We start from the raw sequence: 17909 nt of genomic DNA on the forward strand, positions 1-17909 counted from the left end.
TTTGTTATTATTTGGAAGTCAAGTTCGCTTTACTTTTTTCTTTTGAGGAATTTCATTATAATAAGGGACAATTCTTATTTACATAGAGAGGCGGGTAACTTCAGATGCAGACATTTAACAAAACTCAATTGAAAAAATTTAAAGGAAAATACGAAAATCGTGGCAGGATCCTGCTTAAATGTGCAGACCGGCCAGGAATCGTGGCAGCCGTATCAAAATTTTTATTCGGCCATAACGCGAATATCATTGAATCCAGCCAATACTCATCTGATCCGGAGGGAGGCACCTTTTTCCTGAGGATTGAATTTGAATGCCCGGATTTAGCAGAAAAGCTTTCCACTATGAACACATACTTTAAACCGATTGGATCGGATTTTCAGATGGAGTGGAAAATTGTCCAGGTGACGGATCTGAAAAAAACAGCGATATTTGTTTCGAAGGAACCGCACTGTCTGCTCGAGCTTTTATGGGCATGGCAAAGCGGAGACATCATGGCGGATCTATCCCTTGTTCTAAGCAATCATGAGGACTGCCGGGAAATTGTAGAATCGCTCGGCATCCCTTTTTATTATATTCCTGCAACGAAGGACATCAGGCAGGAAGCGGAGGCCAGGCAAATGCACCTTCTGAATGAATACGGAATTGAACTCATCATCCTTGCCCGCTACATGCAAATTCTGACTGAGGAATTTGTTGCGGCCAATCCTAACCGGATTATTAACATTCATCACTCGTTCCTGCCTGCCTTCATCGGGGCAAGACCATACGAACGCGCCTATCAGCGCGGCGTAAAACTGATCGGAGCGACCTCCCATTATGTAACAAATGAGCTCGACGAAGGACCGATTATCGAGCAGGACATTGAGAGGGTATCCCATCACGACCATGTAGATGAATTGAAGCGGATCGGGCGCTCCATCGAACGAAGTGTACTTGCACGTGCGGTAAAATGGCACCTCGAGGATCGGATATTAGTGGATGGGAACAAGACAGTCGTTTTCTCCTAATCTTTAAAGGTCATGAAATGGTACGAAGGCGAATAAACTGTCTTGAATAGTTTATGACCCGGAGGTGGGAGATTTGAGCAAAAAAAATGACAAGCGGCAGCAGCCGCTCATGTATATTGTTCAGCCCGAAAACATGCAGCCCCAAGCACAAATGCAGCAGGTGGCCGTCAAAAAAAACCCTGTAAAGGCGAAGATTGACAAAAAAGAACCAGAAGCCAATCAAATCGATTCCATTGTAGAAACACCTGCAGAAGCCGCCCTTGACGCTCCGAAAACCATACCTGAAGAACAAGGAGCTGCCGAAATAAAACTGAATCAGCAAGCAGATGAAGCCGTTCTGGCAGAGACAGTGAAAACAGAAGGAAATGAGGAGGCAACTGAAGCCATCGTTGAACCTCCTAAACCTGTGTACGAACGCAAAACAAGGAAAGTGCTCAATCAAATGAGTGTGGTTGAGAAAATTGCGTTCTTCGCCAACCTGCCCGGCAATATCCCTAGAACGCTCTGTCAGGTTGAACTGGCAGACCAAACCTATAGAGGCATCATTATCGGCGAAACAGACGGCGTCGTTCATCTCAGAACAACCGCAAGCTCCCAGCCGGTAAACATCAAATCTGAAGATATCCAGGCCATCCAGCCGCTGGGCTTCTAATAAAAAGAGCTGAATCGGGATCATCCGAATTCAGCTCTTTTTTTATTAATTCTGATGAGTCCGATTGATCAAACGCGGGTTCAAGCACTGAATGGAACAGAAGCAGTTCAAATCCACTTCAATACAAGAATCTGTTTTTTCCAAACGGAAAACGTCACACGCGCTGTCTTCATGGAAATCCAGCACATCTTTCTTTTCGCTGAATGCGATTAGCAGGCGAAGAGTAGCGCAGCAGCCATTAATGTGTTCTACACGAAAGAAGATCGTATTGAAGCAATCTCCCGCGGAAAACCCTCCAACATTCCCAAACGCTTTGAAAGGAGTCCCTTTTTTCGTATATAGAATGAACGGAATTGTATCTCCTAATGTATTAACTGGGGAAAGAAGATTGCTGTAACAGCTAGTAGAGCACTGCTCCTCAACCGCATTCTGGAGATCGTTGATGTTTTCAACCGCATCGCATACACAGCTAAGGTCTTTTTGACGGATCATATTTTTCCCTCCCGATTAAGGATTTTATCTATACTAGGATAGGCAGGTACAAGACTAAATGTGCTAGTAAAAACGCCTATTATGGAAAAAAATTTAGATGATCCTCTTTGGGACCTATGGACTGGTTGGATTGCGGTAAGGGGGAGGGGAGGCGACAGTTAGAATGCTGGCGGCGGGAAAGGGATTGATGCCGGGCATGGAGGGGAATAGAGGAATGTCAGGTGAATGCTGCGGTCATGCAGTAGTCGCCAAACATTGAATTAGTGCGTTTGTCAGCCAAAGTTGTCAGACAAACCCCAAAAACCCAACCCCAGATACCCCATAATCACCACACAACCTCCAACCTCCAAAAAAAATAGACTACCGGTTAGGCAGTCTATTCAATGTTATCCATGGTGGTGCTTCTTTTTACTCATTGGGGATACGCGGTTCACTAGTTCAGGGGATAGACATTGGATTGCACAGAAGCAGTCAAGATCTACTTCGATGCAGAAGTCGGATTTTTCTAGTCCGAAGAAGTCTTCTGCACAAGGGTCGCACACACTAAGTGTGTCGCCTTCTACATCTACTGGCTTCAAAAGTTTAAGAGTTGCGCAGCAGCCTCTCAAGGCTTCTACACGGAAGAAGATGGTTTCGAAGCAAGTCATATCATCCAGGAATCCGCCTACGTTTCCGAATGCTGAAAATAGTTTTCCTTTTTTATCATACAACAAGAACGGAATCGTATCTTTTCCCGGCAAAGCGGATGGGCTTAGCAAGTTGCTGTAGCAACTGGTGGGGCAGTTTTCCTCAACTGCTTCTTGTTCTGCGAGGATGTTTTCAACTGCTTCGCATACGCAGCCTTCGATGTCGCGTTTTCCATTGTTTTTTCCGCAGCTCATGTTTTCATCTCCTTAATAATTGGTTGATTGACATTAGTCTTTAACAACATATGTGCGGACGTCTTTATTGGTGTGGGTGAACATCACGAATATCTGGATGAGTGCGGAAAAAGAAAAAGCAGGCGGGGAGCCTGCTTTTTCCTTTGGTGTTATTTTGGGGGAGATTACAGAATGTCGATAGATACAACAAGCGCAAGCAAGATTTGGATAAGCAATTGAAGAGATACAGCTACGTCTGTGTCAGTAGTTTTTACATTTACGTTGCGGGAGTTTTCGATAACCAATTTTTGAGCACTTGCTTGAGTAATTGTAGCTTTTTGAAGAAGATCTTGAGTGACCATTTCAGCACGTGCACTATCAGCGATTGTAAGGTTGATTACAAGAGCGATGGCTACTTGAAGAGCTGCTTGAAGGGATACAGCGATTTGCGTTTCAGTAGTTGTTACTTCAATGTCACAAGAATCCTTAATGATGATGGTCTCAGAAGAAAGCTGAGCAGTGTTGCTTACTTGATCAAAGTTTTGATCTACCTCACCATCTTTGCTGCACATATTGCCTAGTCTGCTGCTGTTTTCAGTTGGATGAGAGCAGCTTCTGTCGTTCGCTACCCATGTGTAATTTGACATGTTCTTTTTCCTCCTTTCATTGTAATACTATTAAATGTTGAATTTCTGTTTTGGTTTAGACAAACATCATGATTCAAACACCTATTTTTTGGTTAATCGTTGTTTTTTTTGTTTTTTAACATGTCTCTTAGTGTTGTGTTTTTAGGTGTTTCAACAGGGGCTTTTTCTGCTTCTTCGGCTTTTTTGTTTTGGGCTGCTAGAAATTCATCCACTTTTGCCTGAAGATCGAGGACGACTGCTTTGATTTTCGCTTTTTGATCTTCGCTTAGTTCTTTTTTCGTTTCATCTGTAATGTTGTTTTTACTGAATACATCAGAAACGAAAAGCTGCATAAGTTTAGCGGAAATTTCGTTGAGGTTTTCTTTTGACATGGTTGTCACTCCTTTTAAGAAATTTAAGAAAGGGTACTACAGGATATCGATCTGCAGCAGCAGAGCCAGCAAAATTTGAATGAGCAGCTGCAGGGAAATTGCAACATCTGTATTTGTGGATTTAACCGTAACGTTTTCTGAATTTAGTACGATAATGCGCTGCTTTTTTGTTTGCTGAATGATAGTGTTGTTTAAAAGCTGCTGGGTCACTTGTTCCGCGCGAGCGCTGTCTGCAATCGTTAAATTGATTGCAAGGGCGATGGCCACCTGGATGGCAGCTTGAATGGATAGAGCAAGCTGAGTGTCAGTTGTTTCGATTGTGACGCAGTCGGAATTTTTGACGTAGATTCCTTCGTCGGAAAGCTGAAATAAGGATGTGTTTTGCTCGGCGTCCTGGCTCACTGCTTCATCCATGACTGACCATTCATTAGACAAATGATTCACTCCTTTCCCATATATAGCTAGTAAATGCAGGTTCGTTCCATTTGGACTGATGAAAACATACAGATTCCTCCCGATTTTTTTCATATCTGATCTGGCCGTTCATATCGTAATAGTAGAATGGCAGGTGAGAGAAATGCTTGAGAGCTGGTTAACGGTTACATTGTTTGCATTGGCGATTTTTCGCCTGACTCGTTTGATTGTGTTTGATAAAATTACAGATTGGCTGCGCAGACCGTTTCATGAGGAGTATGTTGTGAAGGGTGAATCAGGTGAAGAAGAGGTTTATATAAAAATGAAGGGAACAGGAGTCAGGAAGTGGATTGGAGAGCTGCTAAGCTGTTATTGGTGTACAGGGGTTTGGTGTACAGCTTTTCTTTATGGAAGCTTTCGGGTTTGGCCGATCGGTGCTGAACCGCTTGTCTGCGTACTTGCATTGGCAGGCTTTGCAGGAATCATCGAAACCGCGGTATCAAGGCTTTTAGATTAGGTTTTTGACTCAGTACGCATTCTGACAAACCTTCATAACATAATTTATCCCCGAATAAGAAAGGTGGAGCGGTAATGAATAAGCCATATTTGCATGCTTATCCAACAAATGCTGCGAAAACCCAGCAGAATTCAAAACCAGTGAAGAAAAAAGGCTGCGGCTGCGGAAGCAAAAAACGCTAAGGTTGGAAAGTGAAAAAAACGGGAGCATCATGGACATCAGAAAAAAAGAAGGGAAGCTCCTTTTAAAAAGATGAACCCTGTATACCACAGGGTCATCTCCCATTGGCAATGGATATACAAAACTTTCTGTGTCAGATTTACATAGCAATTCGCCCCTCTGGATGCCAAATAAAAAACCGGGAATGCATCGTACGCATTCCTGGTTGATTTACTTACTTATAAACATCTGTGTCCAGTACTGCCCCTCTTCGTTGTATCCAACGCCAATCTCGGTGTAGGTTCCGTCTAGAATATTTTTACGGTGGCCTTCACTGTCCATCCAGGCTTTTACGACTTCTTCTGGAGTTTTCTGGCCCATCGCAATGTTTTCACCGGCTGTTTCGTATTGAATCCCAAAGCGCTGCATCATATCAAATGGGGAGCCGTATGTTGGATTTGTATGAGAGAAGTAATTTTTCTCCTCCATATCCTGCGATTTTTCCCTTGCTACATTGCTGACCTGTTGGCTGGATTGCAAAGCGGGCAGGCCACTCTTTTCTCTTTCTTTGTTCGTGAGGTCGATTACCTGGGCTTCAATGCCGGTGTTATCGCCTGTTGCAGGAGGCTCATTCTGGGACGGTGTGCCATTTTCCGTTCCATTCTGCGGCTTGTTTTGACCCATGCTGCCTTGGGGCGGTGCAGGCATCACTCCTTCATTAGGAGGAACAGCTGAACCCGATCCATATTGGTACATAGAGTCACCTTCATTTTGCACCGGCTTCAAAGATGAAGATTTTGAGCTTGGCTTTTCTGTGCTGTAAGGTTTTTTATCAACCGTTATAAAACCGCCTTCACTCTTCAAGACACCCTTGTTGTTTACCTTTGTTATTCCCTGTTCCTTATTTGGAGCACCTTCTTGGTTTCCGCAGGCAGTAAGCATCAAGATGACTGCAGGAACCAGTAAATATGCTGTTTTCTTCATTTGCACCCTCCTTTTTCATTTAGCCTTTAGTTTGCTCCATATGGCGCAGAATATTTAATATTTAGGGCTGTTAACGGAAAAAGAACGAAAGCAGGATTTCAGAAGATCTAACGAAAATAAGCTCCTTTAAACTCTAAAGTGCAGCTATGATTGTTTTGACCCATTTCCTTTGCTTTTTTGTGGCGTTAAAAGGAGCACTCCGTATTCTATAGAAGGGAGTGATGACATGGGGAAAAAACTCAGCAAGGAATTTGAAACATTTATAGGTAATCGAATGAAGGGCCACGATGGGGTTATGAAAAAGAGTGACAGCTGGCTTAAGGGCAAGGATAGAGATTTACGTAAAATGGAGACAGCAGCCGATGGTTTTGATGCACAAATGGAAAAATTAGCGGGGATATTCAGAAATGGATTAGCAGCAAAAATCATAAAAAATAATTCTGATCATAATTGAGCGAATGTCCATACCCTTTCTGGCCGATCTTCATATGTTGTAGAGAAGAAGGAAAGGGAGGTGCTTGGCTAATGTCTTATGGTTATGGATGCGGTGGCGGCTACGGCGGTGGCGGATACTACGGTTCTACTTTCGTGCTTATCGTAGTTTTGTTCATTCTTTTGATCATCGTTGGTGCTTCTTTCTACAACTAATAAAAACTTGCAGTCTCCTTCAAAGATGTGCAAACAGGAAAGTACGGGCTCATGGTCCGTACTTTCTCCGTTTTGGAAACGCACCATTTTTTGGGCACCTTCATAGGATAAATCAACAGTAAGGAGGCAGAAAAATGGATAACAAATTCTTTAAAAATATTGAAAAGAAAACAGGCGTAAACATGAATGAAATCCTCGCTCTAGCCAATTCCCTTCAAAATGCAAACTTCCGCGATGAAACAACAGTCCGAAACGTGATTCGCAAGGTTGCCCAAATCGCTAACAAGAAAGTACCGAAAGAAACAGAAGACAAAATTGTGAACTCGATAGTGAATGGAAAAGAAAAGCTGGACTTTAACACAATCTCTAAAATGATTAATAAGAAATAAACAAAAGCCTTTCGTCCGGATGGATGAAAGGCTTTTGTTTTGACTTAGTTCAGTTCCTGCTCCTGAACCATTTCAGGTGCCGCTTTCACTTTCGGACCATTGAAGATCTTCGGCCATTTAATGTCGAGACGGGCACGCTCATAGACGGAGGTGCTAATGATTTCAGCTACATCCTGAAGCTTGTCCTTGCTGATTTTATCAATGGTATCCTGAGGATTATGATACCATGGCTCAGTCGGATTATGGATAAAGAGTGCTGCTGGAATGCCTGCTTCCGCAAATGGAACATGGTCACTTCGGCCGCCTTGTCCGAATGGTGTCGCCTCTCCATTCAGTTTTTCACTTTTATTTTGGGCAAGCTCTGTAACTAAATTCGATTTGCCGTCAAGGGTCAGCATTACAAGATCCCCTGCATCCTTGCTTCCGACCATATCAAGGTTAAAGTTCGCGATGGTCCGGCTGATTTCATCATCTGAAAGATTCTCAACGTAATGATAAGAACCGAGAAGTCCGACTTCTTCTGCCCCGAAGGTCACGAATCTCAGCTCTGTATCTGTTGGCACATTTTGATAAATACGGGCCATTTCAAGAGTCATTGCGGTACCGGAGGCATCATCATTCGCACCTGGAGCTCCTTCGACCGAATCATGATGAGCGCCGATGACAATCACATCACTATTTTTATCTTTTGAAACGACCGGTTTCTTAGTTGCGATGACATTATGAGAAGTGCGGGTCTCTACTTTTCCGCCTTCTACATTCAAATCGGCCTTTAATGGTTCGCCGCCGCTGATTTTAGCTGCAAGCGCTTCACCTTCTGCTTTTGTCAGTGCTACAGCAGGTATATATTTATCGCTCGCTGCTCCTAATGTACCGCTCAATGCACCAGTTGAATTGTTGTATATGATAACTCCGGCTGCTCCTTTTTCCGCCGCATTCAATACCTTCTCGGCAAAACTGATTTCGCCGCGTTTAATCAAGGCAATTTTTCCCGTCAAATCAGTATTTAGAAGCTCTTCCTTTTTTCCAAGACCTGTAAGAACGAGTTCTCCTGATACCTTCCCGCCAACTGTATATGTAAAGGAGCCCGGCTTAAAGCTTTCTGATCCCACTGTCAGCTCAATCTTAGTCGGTGCAGTATAACCTTCAAATGTAAAAGGCTGAATTTTGGTTTTGTACCCATAAGATTCAAATTTTTTCTTTACATACTGAACAGCCTTCCATTCGGACTCAGTCCCCGCTACACGAGGTGTTTTGGAAAGCTCTGCAATCGTGCTGTAAATTTTTTCAGCATCAATCTTCTTCAGGATTTTTTTCTCTGTTACATTCAGCTCATACGTTTGCTCTGCAGGTTTTGCAAAAGCCGTTTGTGTGCCTGCTGCACTTAATGCAAGAGTAGCAGCGAGTAAAGAAGTAAGAATAGGTTTCTTCATCATAGACCCCCTAAATGATAGACTTACAGTTTTATTTTATATTGTTTCGATACACGAAATAAGTGACTAATTTACCGAACTAAAGTAGTTTGAATTTTCTATTTTTTAGTAGAATATAGATAAATTGATATTTTTGGCACAGGACTAAATATCTCTTTTATACTAAGTGGTCGTATTATGAAAGATTTGAAGTATCTGAATATAGGGAGGAGTTTCCGATAACTGGAGCGGAGTGTGCGGTATATGGAGGGTTGTCCGGTAGATGCAGAGGAATGTTTAATATAAGAGGCGGTGTCCATGACGTTTTACCACATCAGCCAAAAAAAGAAGAAGCAGAGCCTCCGAAGTGCTCTGCTTCTCAAGCTATATACTGACCGCAAACGCGTAAAGCAGGTAAACGACCAGAGCAATCGCAAGGACAATTTTGGATACATCCAGTACTCTTTTGCTTGGAAACGTGAGATTTAAAAGATAAAAGAAGCCAACAGCCCAAATCCCGTTTTGGAAAAAAGTGAAGAAGATGTTCCGCAGCACTGTGAGAGATACCAATTTCCACAACTCCTTTCCGCAATGTACTATATATGTATGGCTGTTTCCTTTATTCATTCGTACTATTTAATTGGGACATGGCTATTTGATTTTTTGACATCTGCTTATAAAAAAGACGTGCAGGCAAAAGCACGTCTTTTTCCTATTCAATCGCCTGAAAAAACCTCGAAGGCGCGCTTTTCTTTCCCCGTCTTGTTTGCGGGGCGGACAAATAGAGTTCGTATTGAGCACGGGTCATGGCGACATATAGGAGGCGCCGTTCTTCCTCAAATGAAGTAAAATCTCCGTTGCGGGCTGATTCAAGCGAAAAGTCATGGGGAATGCTTCCGTCTACAGCACCTAGCACATATACATACGGAAATTCCAGTCCCTTAGACCGGTGGATGGTCATGAGCCGGACACCGTTTGCCTGGTTGCGGCCGCTCCTTTTAATGTCTGCTGAAAGGGCGGTCATGTGGTCAGCATGTTCAATGAGTTCGGCGATTGTACCGAACTTTTTGGCTGCGACTTTTAGGTCTTGCAAATCGTCTGAGCCTTTCTCCATTTTGTTTCCTTCATTGCCGCGCTTCTTGATGGCGTCCGCCAGTCCCATTTTCTTCTCGATTAAACTTAGGGCATCCAGGGGAGCCATTTTGCTGATTTGTTTAAAATACGGGAGAATGTCCCGGATTTTTTTCTGCTGGAAGGGCTTAATATCCTGTACGTGGAGTAAAGCCTCCAAGAGAGTGCAGTCATTTATGATGGATAGGGCTTTTACATCTTGAAGAACCTGGGATTTCAAAAATAAGGCAAAAATCAGGTCTTTCATCGCTTGCCCATCATCTTGATTTACCGCTAATCTTAAATAAGCGAGTGGGGTACGCACCATTTTACGCTCGTAAAAAGATCCGGTTTCCTGATCGACAGCGAAGGGAATGCTTGATTCGCTTAGACGTTCAAAGATTGCTCTTCCGCCGGTATGGGTGCGGTACAAAATCGCGAACTCCTCAGGCTTCCGCCCGTTAAGCATCTTCTCCTTCAGGTCATTGACAATCAGCGTTGCTTCTTCCTCTTCATCGTATGGATAGAAGAACAGCGGTTTGATTCCGTTTGTGAAGGTGGCGTCCATTTTCTTCTTGTGCCGCTCGCGGTTTTTCGCAATCATTTTGTTCGCGGTTGCGACAATTTCATGGCTGGAGCGGTAATTGGAAGCAAGATGAATCACCTTTGCATCCGGGAAATCTATCGTAAACTGAAGCAGGAATGCGGGATTGCTTCCGCGAAAAGCATAAATTGACTGGTCGTCGTCACCGACAGCAAAGACAGACTGGTGCTTGGCAGATAATAGCTGAATGATTTCGTACTGCACCTGGTTAATATCCTGGAATTCGTCAATCAAAATGGATTGAAAACGATTCTGATAAGCTTCACGGATTTGCTCGTTATTTTCAAGCAAAAGCAGGCACTGCAGAAGCATATCATCAAAATCAAATTGCCCGTTTGCTTCCTTAAATTCCTCATATTTGCGGTAAAGGAATGCAATCTGTTCCTCCCATTTATCCTGCGGCTTAATGTCGGAAGGAGAGAGGCGGGTATTTTTCCACAACCCAATTTGCTGAAGGGCCTGGTCGAAAGGAAACTCGGTTTCATCCAGCTTCAATTCCCGGCCCGCTTGTTTCACATACTGCTCACGCTGCCATTCTTTCAGCAAATGCCTTGAGTCCCATCTGCTCCGGTCATGGTGTGTAAGAATTCTATAAAAAATACCATGGAATGTACCGGTTACCATTTGGTTCACCTGCTGCAGTGACAGGCCATAAAGGGAAGCCATACGCTCTTTCATTTCCTTCGCTGCTTTAACGGTGAAGGTGATGAGCATGATTGAGGATGGATCTGCCCCGTTTTCCAGGATTAAGTAAGCGGCTCTTGATGTGAGCACTCTTGTCTTCCCGCTGCCTGCTCCAGCCAGAACAAGGGTAGAGGCGGCATTAGATGTGACGGCTTCCGCTTGAGCTTTGTTTAAAGTAATGTCGTCAAAAAGGGTAATCAAAGGATCCTTTTTTTCAGCAAACGGGGTGATAATCCCCGGGAAATTCGGATTTTTCCAAATGATTGAAGGTTTAGGCAGATCCGTATCAGTAATGGACCTGTTTTTAGGAATGCGAAAGGCTCCTGACGTTTCGTCTTCCGGCTGTTCTTTTTTCTCTCTTATAGGCTTGTTAGCCGGCTTGTAAGCGTTTAAGCATGCTTCAGAATCTGATTGATCCTTATGAACAAACTCAGGCTTGGATGAAATCCGGAACTGCAGCACAACAGGACGGCCGCAAACAGGACATGTTAGTAGACCAGCTTTGCCTAAGTCATATACCTTTTGATAATCTTCTCTGGGATAAGTAGGAAGTTCTATTAATCTATCAGAATATTTTGCGAAAAACATCAGGTTTCCTCCCATAAAATCTCTTTTGGGCGCGTAAACTATATGTAAAATAGACAAGAACCATCTTAACAGACTCACAGAGAAAGAAAAAGGTGATTATGGCGTTTTTGATCTGAAAAATGGGGTATATTTTATAAAAGGGGAGTGGGAAGATGAGCTGGGTAGCACCTATTCAAAACGATCAGTACATACAATATGCCAATCGATCCGTTCAGGTAAAGGATGACTATGCATCGCTTGACCGCGTCTCAAAAATCCATCTTCAGCGCGATAAAATGGAGGAAGAACGCAAGTACGAAGAAAGCCGGTTTTCAAGAATATTGGAACGGGTAAAACGGACTTCCACTCAAGCTTTGCCTTCGGAACCGGGAAAAGGTTTGTCATTTGACGCGAGGATATAAGTGAAGAAGTCAGAATGTTCGATGAAAGGAATGGCATCAATTGAGGATTTTTTGAAATTGGATATCCGTATTGGTACGATTATAGCTGCTGAGGATTTCACAGAAGCTAGGGTTCCGGCTATTAAGATGAAAATTGACTTTGGAGCGGAAATCGGAGTAAAGCAATCAAGTGCTCAAATTACAAAACGGTATTCACCAAGCCTTCTAATCGGAAGGCAAATCGCAGCTGTTGTGAACTTTCCGCCGCGCAAAATTGCCGGCTACCGTTCTGAAGTGCTTGTACTTGGCGGTGTTTCAGGCGAAGGGGATGTTGTCCTGCTTAACACAGACGTTCCCGTTGTAAATGGTACCCGAATTGCATAATCACCTTAAAAGGGGGGAGGCCGTTCTGAACGCCCAAGAGCGGCCCGTCAACAGACCATAAACATGGTCTTATTTTTTTTGGATATAAAGACCTTCTCCCTTGCGCCATTCGGCATATAGCACATGCTGATAGGAGTGGATGCCCTGGTTAGAAAGCTCGTTTACGAGCCATTCTTCTTTAAGCCCTGCTTCTTTAAGGTTGTCTCTCTGCACAGCTCCGTCCAGCACCAGGCTGTATGGAAGCACAGGCATGGAGCCCATCATCGAAAAATCGGTTCGGACCGGCATGTCAAATTGGGGCTTTTTTAAGATGCTCACACTGCCATCGGTTTCTAGAATCGCAAATTCAATTTCCCTCATGGAAAATGTTCCTTTGGATCGGATCAGATGCTGAAGCTGATTAAGATCAAGCTTTTCTTTTTTTAGCTGCTCCCTCAAAATTCTCCCGTTGCGGATGATAATTGTGGGACTGCCCTCCATCATAATCCTCGCTTTGTTGGATTTCTGAGTCAGCCACTCAATAAAATATATAAGCACTCCCCATATGGCAATAGCGAAAAGAATATCCATTAATCCGATTTCATCATCATACACAGCGTTCCCTACAAGCTCTCCAAGAACAAGAGCCGAGATAAAGTCAAAGGTCGTGATTTGCGTTATTTGAGTTTTGCCAAGCAGTCTTGACATGAGAAACAATCCGAAAAATCCAACAACCAATTCTGTTGATATTCTATACATGTCCATTGCGATCACCCTTTATAGATTGCACACATAAAAAGGTTTTCACTCAAAAAAACAGACAGCATTTTCGCTGTCTGTCAAATACGGCTTTTGATCATCGTTACATGAGGTATACCCGCATCCATAAATACGCCCGAACGCACTTCATAGCCAAGCTTTTCATAAAAGGGAATCGCTTGGGTCTGTGCATTCAGCTTAAAATTCTCAATGTTTGGAGCAGCTACAATCTCAAGTTCTTTCATAATCAGGCTGCCTGCGCCTTTTCCGCGGTGAGAGGGGAGAATGCAGATTCGCTCGAGCTTTCCGTAGCCATCCACTTCACGGATACGGCCGGTGCCAACAGGCTTGCTTTCATCGTAAAGAACGACGTGCACGGACATTTCCTCGTTGTCATCTACCTCTTCCTCTGCCGGGACTTTTTGTTCTTCAACGAACACCTTCATCCGGATTGAGAAGGCATCCTGCATTTCTTTTTCCGTCTGTACAACTTTTGCGAGCATTAGAGTTCTCCTTTTTCAAGGATGAACGTTTCATAAACAGTCCAAGCTCCGTTATCAAGCTGATAGAGCAGGTGGAAGCGGTCAACCAGCTCGATGTGATGGTTATCCTGCATCTTCAGCTGTCCAAGAACATCCGCCATCTCCGCATCGGACAGCTTCTGGCCAATTGTGATGTGCGGAACAAAGGAATATTCAGGCTTGGAATCAAGGGAACCTGAATGAAGCTCGGTATGAAGCTCCATCAGTTCATCATTAGGCTCCACTTTTAGATAAATCACGTTGTTGACAGGAGAGAAAGAACTAATTTTCTGCACCTCAAGCTTAATCGGGCTCAGCTTGTTTGCAACAGATCTGAGTTCTTTGGAAATCGCCTTAACTTCTTCATCTGACGCTTCAAATGGCGTCTTCAGAGTCAAGTGCGGCGGAATGAGCGCGTAATGAGGGTCATAGCGTTTTCGGTAGGAATTCGCCAGATCTTGAAGTTTTTTTGCCGGAAATAGGACAATTCCATATTTCATACAGGTTCCCTCCAGTAGTAGGTAGTATTTAATTAAAACATGGCTTTAAGCGCCTTAGGAAGCAGAGGCTGCCAATGTGTCCATGTGTGGTCCCCATCAAATTCTTCATATGTGTAAGGAAATCCTTTTTTTTCGATCGCTTTTTGCAATTTGCGATTCGGTTCGATGAAATTCTGCACTTCTCCAGCTGTGGTTTTGACTTCTGTTTCCTTCTCGCCCACCTGATGATAGATGGTCAAACTCGGATCTGCATCATATTGCTCCACAGCATTCAGAACCTTCTCGTCTGCATAAGGAGACTGCATAATGATTTTACCAAAAATACTCGGATAGTCGAGTGCTGTCATAAATCCGACTGTGGCAGCAAGTGAATCCCCAATGAGTGCGCGGCCCTGTCCGACTTGATATGTAGGGAACTCCCGGTCAAGAAACGGGACTAGTTCATGAGCAAGAAACCGTTTATAAGCAGAAAATTTTTCGCCATCCGGATGATATTTTGCGCGGCGGTCCTGTACGTTCTTATATGGGATGCCGACAATGATGACATTTTCAGTTTCGCCGTTTTCAAGCAGTGATTCATACTGGCGGGCAATGCGCCCAAGCCTGAAATAATCCTGTCCATCCTGCGCAATCAGCAAACTGTACTTATACAGCGGTGAATAGCTTTTAGGCAGGTATGTAAGAACAGTCAGTTCTTCGTTCAATGCTTCTGAAAAAAAGGAAGATTCTTTGACAATTCCAGTTTGCTTCTCCACAGGTAAGTCCTCCAGGTGAGTTAAGTAAGGTTTGTACTTAGTTTTTGCGTCTAGCTCCGGCGCCTAGCCCCTCGAGGTCATAAGCCACTCAACCTCCGAAAGGAAAAAACACCTTTCTCCGGCTGATTGTCTTATGCTTGTCGGGGGCCTGCAGGAGGCAGGTCAGTTCTGCGTTGCGGCAGGACGCCGCGCACTTAGCAGAACATCCTTCCTTGAGGAGCCTCCGCTTTTGGAATGTGATGGATAAGTTGTTTCTACTTTGTTTTTGCGTCTAGCTCCGGCGCCTAGCCCCTCGAGGTCATAAGCCACTCAACCTACGAAAGGAAAAAACGCCTTTCTCCGGCTGATTGTCTTATGCTTGTCGGGGCTGAGCAAGGCGCCTCCGCTTTTGGTTTTTGTATTCGCTTCCACCTATTTTATCATGATTTAAGAAAAAATGCTTTTCCGGAGAAATCAGGAAAGTTTACATGAATCGCTTGTAAAATTCATAGAATTGCGTTAAAGTTATAAAAAATTCATAATATTTCGGACGATTTATTCTTATCCAGAGAGGTGGAGGGACTGGCCCTGCGAAACCTCAGCAACCGGCAGAACGCTCTAGGCGTGCCAAGGTGCTAAATCCAGCAAGCGAGCTTGGGAGATGAGAAGAAGAACTGTTAAGCGACAAGCCTTCTTCTTATTTTTAAGAGGAAGGCTTTTTTGTATTCTTATTCTGCAGAAACGAGGGTGTAAAATGACAAAACATACTGAAACGATCCTAGCCCAAATCGGCAACCGCAGTGAACAGACAACTGGCGCGGTAAATCCCCCCATTTATTTAACGACGGCTTACCGTCATGCGGGAATCGGGGAATCGACCGGTTTTGATTACATACGAACCGGCAACCCGACCCGGTCCATTGCGGAAAAAGCATTAGCCGATTTAGAAGGAGGAGACCAGGGCTTTGCTTTCAGCTCTGGGATGGGGGCGATCCAAACGATTATGGCCCTATTCAAAACCGGAGATGATTTGATCGTTTCTTCCGATATTTATGGAGGAACGTACCGGCTGTTTGAACAGGAATGGCGCAAATATGGGCTAACCTTTCAATACGATACCTTTACAGATCTTGAAAGCGCAGAAGCACGCATCCTGCCGAATACAAAAGCCATTTTTCTGGAGACGCCAACCAACCCGCTCATGCAGGAAGCGGATGTTGCTGCAGTAGCAGAAGTGGCGAAGCGCCACGGCCTGCTGCTGATTGTAGATAACACGTTTTACACACCGGTCATTCAGCAGCCGCTAAAAAGCGGAGCCGATATCGTCATCCACAGTGCAACAAAATACCTTGGAGGGCACAATGATCTCCTTGCTGGGATCGTTGTAGCAAAAGGGCAGGAGCTTTGTGCGGAACTCGCTTCCCATCATAATGCGATCGGTGCGGTTCTTGCACCGTTTGATTCATGGCTTTTGATCCGCGGATTAAAAACGCTCGCGCTTCGGATGAGGCAGCATGAACAGAATGCAGCTGAAGTAGCCGGATTCCTGGAAGAAGCCCCGGAGGTAACCGATGTACTTTATCCGGGCCGAGGAGGCATGCTGTCGTTCCGGATCGCGAAGGAGGAATGGGTAAATCCATTCTTAAAAAATTTGAAGACGATTACGTTCGCAGAAAGTCTTGGCGGAGTTGAGAGTTTGATGACGTATCCGGCCACACAGACGCATATGGATATACCAGAAGAAATTCGTACGGCAAACGGTGTCTGTAATAGGCTTCTGCGTTTCTCGGTAGGAATCGAGCACGCAGAAGATCTCAAAGCTGATTTGAATCAGGCATTCCAGGCTGTGAAGGAGGAGGAAAAAATTGAGCAATACTGATTGGTCCATCCAGACAAAGCTGCTGCACAATAGCCATAAAACGGATAAAGAAACGGGAGGGGTGAGCGTTCCCGTACACTTATCGTCCACCTTTCACCAGTCTGATTTTGATCAATTCGGAAAATACGATTATGCCCGATCAGGGAACCCGACGAGAGAAGTGCTTGAGAACGCAATTGCCGATCTTGAAGGCGGAACGAGAGGATTTGCATTTTCATCCGGTATGAGCGCGATTTCGACTGCCTTTCTTTTATTATCAAAAGGAGATCATGTCCTGGTGACGGAGGATGTTTACGGCGGAACGTACCGGATGGTGACGGAGGTTTTGAGCAGGTTTGGAATCGAATATACATTTGTGGATATGACCGACCTTCACAATGTTGCGTCGAAAATCCGTCCGAATACAAAAGTGATTTATTTAGAAACGCCATCCAACCCGCTGCTGAAAATTACGGATATCCAAGGAATTGTAAAGCTTGCGAAAGCCAATAACTGTTTAACGTTTCTGGATAATACGTTTTTAACACCTGCTTTGCAGCGTCCGCTGGGGCTAGGAGTAGACATTGTTCTTCACAGCGCCACGAAATTTTTAGCGGGACACAGTGATGTCGTGGCAGGGCTCGCTGCTGTAAAAGATGAAGAGCTTGGAAACCAGCTGTACAAACTCCAAAATTCCTTTGGAGCCATTCTCGGGGCACAGGATTCCTGGCTTGTGCTGAGGGGCCTGAAAACTCTTCACGTCCGTTTGAAGCAATCGACCGAATCTGCCCATAAGCTGGCCGCATTCTTGTCAAGGCATCCGGCTGTAGAAGAAGTCTATTATCCGGGTCTTTCCTTCCATCCCGGCTGTTCCGTACAGCGTTATCAGGCAGATGGACCGGGTGCCGTGCTTTCCTTCAGGCTGTCTGATGAGGATGCCGTTCGAAAGCTCGTCCAAAACGTCCAGCTTCCGGTTTTTGCAGTGAGCCTCGGCGCCGTAGAAACCATTCTCTCTTATCCTGCTAAGATGTCACATGCGGCAATGCCGAGGGAAGAGCGGTATGCAAGAGGAATTACCGACGGATTGCTCCGAGTCAGTGTAGGGCTTGAGAAAGCGGAGGACCTGATTCAGGACTTTGGATCAGCTCTGGATTTGCTGCCGAAAACGAAGCCGCTGCAGTACGCGCGTGTTCAGGGAAGCGGGCGTGGGTGAGGGGCTGAGGTGCTAGCTGAACGGGGTGTCTGGTGGTGGCTGA

23 protein-coding genes and 1 riboswitch are annotated in these 17909 nt (G+C 44.6%); of the genes, 10 read left to right on the forward strand and 13 right to left on the reverse strand.

The window, feature by feature from the left end; all coding sequences use genetic code 11:
• Positions 1–104 precede the first annotated feature (104 nt).
• Both purU and J9317_RS06525 read left to right on the forward strand, forming a co-directional pair.
• Positions 105–1007: a formyltetrahydrofolate deformylase gene (gene purU, locus J9317_RS06520; protein ID WP_211557172.1), complete on the forward strand. Its 903-nt coding sequence runs from the start codon at positions 105–107 to the stop codon at positions 1005–1007.
• Positions 1008–1080: 73 nt separating this feature from the next.
• Positions 1081–1659: a CotO family spore coat protein gene (locus J9317_RS06525; protein WP_211557173.1), complete on the forward strand. Its 579-nt coding sequence runs from the start codon at positions 1081–1083 to the stop codon at positions 1657–1659.
• Between the two features lie 45 nt (positions 1660–1704).
• Here J9317_RS06525 and J9317_RS06530 read toward each other — a convergent pair whose 3' ends face one another.
• From J9317_RS06530 to J9317_RS06550, 5 genes are all read right to left on the reverse strand, one after another.
• A complete protein-coding gene (locus tag J9317_RS06530; protein WP_249292020.1) occupies positions 1705–2151 on the reverse strand; it encodes a CotY/CotZ family spore coat protein in 447 nt (148 codons plus the stop codon).
• A 386-nt stretch (positions 2152–2537) separates the two neighbouring features.
• Complete coding sequence (locus J9317_RS06535) at positions 2538–3032, reverse strand: CotY/CotZ family spore coat protein (RefSeq protein WP_211557174.1); 495 nt, start codon at positions 3030–3032, stop codon at positions 2538–2540.
• A gap of 164 nt (positions 3033–3196) precedes the next feature.
• Complete coding sequence (locus J9317_RS06540; RefSeq protein ID WP_211557176.1) at positions 3197–3658, reverse strand: spore coat protein; 462 nt, start codon at positions 3656–3658, stop codon at positions 3197–3199.
• A gap of 92 nt (positions 3659–3750) precedes the next feature.
• The gene (locus tag J9317_RS06545; RefSeq protein ID WP_211557178.1) at positions 3751–4029 is read right to left on the reverse strand and encodes a spore coat protein; all 279 of its coding nucleotides are present in this window, start codon (positions 4027–4029) and stop codon (positions 3751–3753) included.
• A gap of 36 nt (positions 4030–4065) precedes the next feature.
• Complete coding sequence (locus J9317_RS06550; RefSeq protein ID WP_211557180.1) at positions 4066–4464, reverse strand: spore coat protein; 399 nt, start codon at positions 4462–4464, stop codon at positions 4066–4068.
• Between the two features lie 142 nt (positions 4465–4606).
• On the opposite strand from J9317_RS06550, the gene J9317_RS06555 reads away from it, so the two are divergent.
• A complete protein-coding gene (locus tag J9317_RS06555; protein WP_211557185.1) occupies positions 4607–4960 on the forward strand; it encodes a DUF1360 domain-containing protein in 354 nt (117 codons plus the stop codon).
• Positions 4961–5350: 390 nt separating this feature from the next.
• Here the strand turns inward: J9317_RS06555 and J9317_RS06560 are convergent, their stop codons facing one another.
• On the reverse strand, positions 5351–6103 hold the full coding sequence (locus J9317_RS06560; protein WP_249292022.1) for a CAP domain-containing protein: 753 nt from the start codon (positions 6101–6103) through the stop codon (positions 5351–5353).
• A 226-nt stretch (positions 6104–6329) separates the two neighbouring features.
• Here J9317_RS06560 and J9317_RS06565 point away from each other — a divergent pair, with 226 nt between their 5' ends.
• From J9317_RS06565 to spoVIF, 3 genes are all read left to right on the forward strand, one after another.
• The gene (locus tag J9317_RS06565) at positions 6330–6557 is read left to right on the forward strand and encodes a hypothetical protein (RefSeq protein ID WP_211557187.1); all 228 of its coding nucleotides are present in this window, start codon (positions 6330–6332) and stop codon (positions 6555–6557) included.
• A 71-nt stretch (positions 6558–6628) separates the two neighbouring features.
• Positions 6629–6751 (forward strand): YjcZ family sporulation protein, encoded by a 123-nt coding sequence (locus tag J9317_RS06570; RefSeq protein ID WP_035409218.1) that lies wholly within the window; start codon positions 6629–6631, stop codon positions 6749–6751.
• A gap of 134 nt (positions 6752–6885) precedes the next feature.
• The gene (gene spoVIF / locus J9317_RS06575; protein ID WP_035409216.1) at positions 6886–7140 is read left to right on the forward strand and encodes a sporulation-specific transcription regulator SpoVIF; all 255 of its coding nucleotides are present in this window, start codon (positions 6886–6888) and stop codon (positions 7138–7140) included.
• A 44-nt stretch (positions 7141–7184) separates the two neighbouring features.
• Here the strand turns inward: spoVIF and J9317_RS06580 are convergent, their stop codons facing one another.
• The 3 genes from J9317_RS06580 to J9317_RS06590 all read right to left on the reverse strand — a co-directional run bounded on the left by J9317_RS06580 (position 7185) and on the right by J9317_RS06590 (position 11538).
• Positions 7185–8573 carry a M28 family peptidase gene (locus J9317_RS06580; protein WP_211557189.1) on the reverse strand — a complete coding sequence of 463 codons (1389 nt, stop codon included), beginning with the start codon at positions 8571–8573 and terminating at the stop codon, positions 7185–7187.
• Between the two features lie 363 nt (positions 8574–8936).
• The gene (locus J9317_RS06585; RefSeq protein WP_211557194.1) at positions 8937–9122 is read right to left on the reverse strand and encodes a hypothetical protein; all 186 of its coding nucleotides are present in this window, start codon (positions 9120–9122) and stop codon (positions 8937–8939) included.
• A 142-nt stretch (positions 9123–9264) separates the two neighbouring features.
• The gene (locus tag J9317_RS06590; RefSeq protein WP_211557196.1) at positions 9265–11538 is read right to left on the reverse strand and encodes an ATP-dependent helicase; all 2274 of its coding nucleotides are present in this window, start codon (positions 11536–11538) and stop codon (positions 9265–9267) included.
• A gap of 152 nt (positions 11539–11690) precedes the next feature.
• Between J9317_RS06590 and J9317_RS06595 the strand changes: the two genes are divergently transcribed.
• Together J9317_RS06595 and csaA are read left to right on the forward strand one after the other, a co-directional pair.
• Positions 11691–11939, forward strand: coding sequence for a hypothetical protein (locus J9317_RS06595; protein WP_211557198.1), 249 nt, complete (start codon positions 11691–11693; stop codon positions 11937–11939).
• Between the two features lie 30 nt (positions 11940–11969).
• Positions 11970–12302: a chaperone CsaA gene (gene csaA / locus J9317_RS06600; RefSeq protein ID WP_211562174.1), complete on the forward strand. Its 333-nt coding sequence runs from the start codon at positions 11970–11972 to the stop codon at positions 12300–12302.
• A 69-nt stretch (positions 12303–12371) separates the two neighbouring features.
• On the opposite strand, the gene J9317_RS06605 is transcribed toward csaA, so the two are convergent.
• The 4 genes from J9317_RS06605 to J9317_RS06620 form a co-directional block, all read right to left on the reverse strand.
• The gene (locus J9317_RS06605; RefSeq protein WP_211557200.1) at positions 12372–13046 is read right to left on the reverse strand and encodes a DUF421 domain-containing protein; all 675 of its coding nucleotides are present in this window, start codon (positions 13044–13046) and stop codon (positions 12372–12374) included.
• Between the two features lie 74 nt (positions 13047–13120).
• On the reverse strand, positions 13121–13543 hold the full coding sequence (locus J9317_RS06610; RefSeq protein WP_211557206.1) for a GNAT family N-acetyltransferase: 423 nt from the start codon (positions 13541–13543) through the stop codon (positions 13121–13123).
• Positions 13543–14061: a YjcG family protein gene (locus tag J9317_RS06615; RefSeq protein ID WP_211557207.1), complete on the reverse strand. Its 519-nt coding sequence runs from the start codon at positions 14059–14061 to the stop codon at positions 13543–13545. The genes J9317_RS06610 and J9317_RS06615 overlap by 1 nt, the downstream gene beginning before the upstream one ends.
• A 32-nt stretch (positions 14062–14093) precedes the next feature.
• A complete protein-coding gene (locus tag J9317_RS06620; RefSeq protein WP_211557208.1) occupies positions 14094–14816 on the reverse strand; it encodes an alpha/beta hydrolase in 723 nt (240 codons plus the stop codon).
• Between the two features lie 537 nt (positions 14817–15353).
• Positions 15354–15463, forward strand: a riboswitch (SAM riboswitch).
• An 86-nt stretch (positions 15464–15549) separates the two neighbouring features.
• Between J9317_RS06620 and J9317_RS06625 the strand changes: the two genes are divergently transcribed.
• Positions 15550–16674: a methionine biosynthesis PLP-dependent protein gene (locus J9317_RS06625; RefSeq protein WP_211557210.1), complete on the forward strand. Its 1125-nt coding sequence runs from the start codon at positions 15550–15552 to the stop codon at positions 16672–16674.
• Positions 16661–17866 (forward strand): cystathionine beta-lyase, encoded by a 1206-nt coding sequence (gene metC, locus J9317_RS06630; RefSeq protein ID WP_211557212.1) that lies wholly within the window; start codon positions 16661–16663, stop codon positions 17864–17866. The genes J9317_RS06625 and metC overlap by 14 nt, the downstream gene beginning before the upstream one ends.
• The last annotated feature ends 43 nt before the right edge of the window (positions 17867–17909 follow it).

It is taken from the genome of Metabacillus flavus, assembly GCF_018283675.1.
Lineage (GTDB): Bacteria > Bacillota > Bacilli > Bacillales > Bacillaceae > Metabacillus_B > Metabacillus_B flavus.